Origin of the sequence: Pedobacter ginsenosidimutans, assembly GCF_001442625.1 — a bacterium.
GTDB lineage: Bacteria > Bacteroidota > Bacteroidia > Sphingobacteriales > Sphingobacteriaceae > Pedobacter > Pedobacter ginsenosidimutans.
This window is the reverse complement of sequence record NZ_LMZQ01000080.1, coordinates 1-3,170: the sequence shown is the minus strand read 5'-3', so window position 1 is coordinate 3,170 and position 3,170 is coordinate 1. Positions and strand designations below refer to the sequence as shown.

Annotated in this window: 3 protein-coding genes; 2 read left to right on the top strand and 1 reads right to left on the bottom strand. The window is 31.6% G+C overall.

Annotated elements, in window-relative coordinates:
• The first annotated feature begins 256 nt into the window (after positions 1–256).
• Positions 257–463, top strand: coding sequence for a cold-shock protein (locus ASU31_RS26995; protein ID WP_157258370.1), 207 nt, complete (start codon positions 257–259; stop codon positions 461–463).
• 32 nt (positions 464–495) lie between these two features.
• Here ASU31_RS26995 and ASU31_RS26990 read toward each other — a convergent pair whose 3' ends face one another.
• Positions 496–2,352: a PAS domain-containing sensor histidine kinase gene (locus ASU31_RS26990; protein WP_057935333.1), complete on the bottom strand. Its 1,857-nt coding sequence runs from the start codon at positions 2,350–2,352 to the stop codon at positions 496–498.
• A gap of 640 nt (positions 2,353–2,992) precedes the next feature.
• On the opposite strand from ASU31_RS26990, the gene ASU31_RS26985 reads away from it, so the two are divergent.
• The coding region (locus tag ASU31_RS26985) for a flavoprotein (RefSeq protein WP_425339046.1) at positions 2,993–3,170 on the top strand (178 nt) is incomplete at its 3' end.

Here is a 3,170-nt window from a genome sequence, read left to right as displayed (position 1 = left end):
GGTTCAGTAAAAATAGATTTTTTTATTTGTAATAACAATTTGTAAAACAGGTATTTAAAAAATAAATGACATTATTATAATAACTAAAATAGAGTCGAAATCATTCATTTTCTTCTAATAATTCGTTTTAGTAATAATAAAAGGTATATGCAATAATTTTAATTGTGCAAAAAAATAATTATATGTATTTTTAATTATACATAAAATGACTATAATTGCCTGTTATTTATAAAAAAAATATTCTATAATGGGTGATATGAGGAAGGGAAACGTTACTCAGATTGACTTTGAATATGGACATGGAATCATTATTGACGAAAATGGCCAGGATATTCACTTTCAATTAGATAATTTATCTGATCAAATTAATATAAATTCGAAAATAATTTTTGAAATAGAGTTACATAAGCATGGTTTGGTAGCGGTTAACGTTAAATTAGAAATGGAAGAAATAAGAGGTTAGCTTCACATACCCAAGCAAATTAATATTACATGTTATTGTTGGTCATTTGTAGTGGGTAAGCAGAAATAAAATGTAGAACCTTTACCCAATTTGCTTTCTGCCCAAATTTTTCCCTGATGTCTTTCAATTACTTCGGCACAAATATACAGGCCAACTCCAAATCCTGCAATTGTTTTAGTGTCAGGGCTCTCTACGCGGTAAAAACGGTCAAAAAGTTTGGGTATATCATTTTCCCTAATACCTATACCTTCATCTTCCACACTCACAATTACATAATCCTTTTGTGTTTCGCACTTTATTGCAATTAAAGAGTTTTTTTTTGAGTATTTCGCTGCATTTCCAATCAGGTTAGTGATTACATTGCCAATTTTCTCCATATCGGCATTTACAATCATTTCTTCCGTACTGATCACCTGGATGAAATGACTGGGTAGAACAATTCTATTTTCTTCAGCTATAGTTTTAATCAAATGAACAAGGTTGAAATTTGTTTTGTTCAATAAAATTTTGCCAGCTTCTAGTAAGGATACATTTAAAAAGCCATCAATCATTAACGACATTCTTTTTAACTGAACATTTATCTTATCAAGTATCTGAATGGTGAAGTCGTTATCAGTTTCTTTAAATTTATGCTGTAAAAGTTGTACATAAGCACTTAACGATGTTAATGGAGTTTTAAGCTCGTGACTTACCATACCGATAAAGTCGTTTTTTCTAATTTCGTCCTGTTTATGTTCTGTAATATCCAAAACAGCTCCGGCAATATAGACAGCTTTTCCTTGTTCGTTATAATAGGCTTTTCCTGCAGTTCTTAACCATTTGCTTTTAGCGCTTATGCCATTCAAATTAATTTGGTATTCGATATTAAAAGCATTTCGGTGATGTAATGCGCGTCTGATGCCACTAGTAAGTTGCCCGATGTCTTCCGTAGATATCAATGATTTGGCTTCTTCTATCCCCAGCCTATTGTTTTCCAGTTCGTAAATTTGTTGTGCCCTTTCTGATAAAAGTATCTGTTTGCTTTCAAGATCGATATTCCATGAACCCATTTCTGATGCATCCATGGCTATTTTTAAAATGTCTTTAGCTTTAAGTAGTTCTTTTTTAAAATTTACCTGCTCCGTAATATCTTTAATAATCACCAAAATCCTGGTTACTTCATTTTTATCATTTTTTAACGGCTCATAAAAAGCTATAAAATAGCCGTCTGAAACTGGTGTTGAAATTATTAATTCATTGAATATTAGTGGTTGACCGTTTTTAAAAATATCTTTTACACGTGCTACAAGTGCTTGCTGTTTTTCGAGTTCTGGTCGTGCCTTTTCTTGTGGAACCCCGATTACTTCTTTCCTTGTTTTGCCCCAAAGTTTTAATATATTATCGTTTGCATATTCTGTAATAAGCTCTGGACCTTTTAATACGCACATGCCGAGAGGGGCCTGCTCAAAAAAACCTCTAAAACGTGCTTCACTTTCTGAAAGTTCAAATAAAATATGCTCAAGGTCATTTTCATCTAGCGGAATTTCCCTTAATGAACAGATGATATATTCAACCGGGCGATCGTTTTGTAATACTGGCGAAAATTCCAATTCCCATTTTACGTTTGGCGAGTTAGAATAAATGGGATGAATAACCAGGGGCCTTTTTGCCTTAAGCCTGCCTACTTTCTGAACTGTTTTAATAAGAAGCACCTTTTCAGCAGCAGATAGGAGGTTTGGGATAATGTTAATATCATAGAATTTTAATTTTCCTCCAACCCGCTCTATTAAAGCTTGGTAAGCATCGTTATGTTCTACCACCACCAATATCGGTTTTACTTTAAAAATGATTATGGGGCTCTTAGAATGTTTTAACAGTGCTTTTAAGAAAGGAGAGGCTAAATCTATCATAAATTTAAGTTGACACTTTTCCAAATATAATCGTTAAGGAGTTAATCACCAACCGATTTGTATGGATGATATAATATTTATCATACAGAATGGTATAAATTGTAAGTGTGTTGTTTTCCTTCAGTGTTTGGTGATCGTATTTTATGCTTTGAATCTAATATTTCGTTTGCTCTTCAGTTACGAAATAGCACTCATTCAAGATTATAAGTTGTAAAAATCGCCTTAATATTTTTACGCAATCGAATTTATTTATGTTATATCAATATCAAAAAATTGTAAAGTCAAAGTGTAAAAATCGATTGCCTAAATGTAAAGTAGGACTTTACTTGGTGATTGTGACTGATTTGTAAGACAATTTTGAGCGATATTTTGTTAAAAATGATGTCTTTTTAAACTGAAAAAAAGTTTTTATGTGTTTTTTTGAAAAATTATTTATTTGGTAATCAGTATGTTATGTTTTGTTTTTGAATTAAATATTTGATTTAAGCGATTTAACATTTCTCACTTACATTTTTTTAAAAATTTATATATATTTGTTCTTACCCTTTCGAGGGTATGTTTTTCATAGGTAGATGTAGGGTCAGAACAATGTTCTGGCCCTTTTTTGTTTTAATGGATTTAGAAAAACTATTTTTGTATTATGATGAAAAAGAAAGTGATTGTTGCAGTTACAGGTGCCAGCGGTTCTATTTATGCAAAGGTTTTATTTGACCGGTTATTAAAATTAAAAGATCAGATTGAGGCTGTTGGTGTAGTGATGAGCGATAATGCAAAAGCGGTTTGGCAATTCGAACTTGGAAACCAGGACTATAACCATT

Coding starts and splice junctions, on each gene's coding strand:
- ASU31_RS26995 (WP_157258370.1), top strand. CDS start 257: ATGAGGAAGGGAAACGTTACTCAGATTGACTTTGAATATGGACATGGA.
- ASU31_RS26990 (WP_057935333.1), bottom strand. CDS start 2,352: ATGATAGATTTAGCCTCTCCTTTCTTAAAAGCACTGTTAAAACATTCT.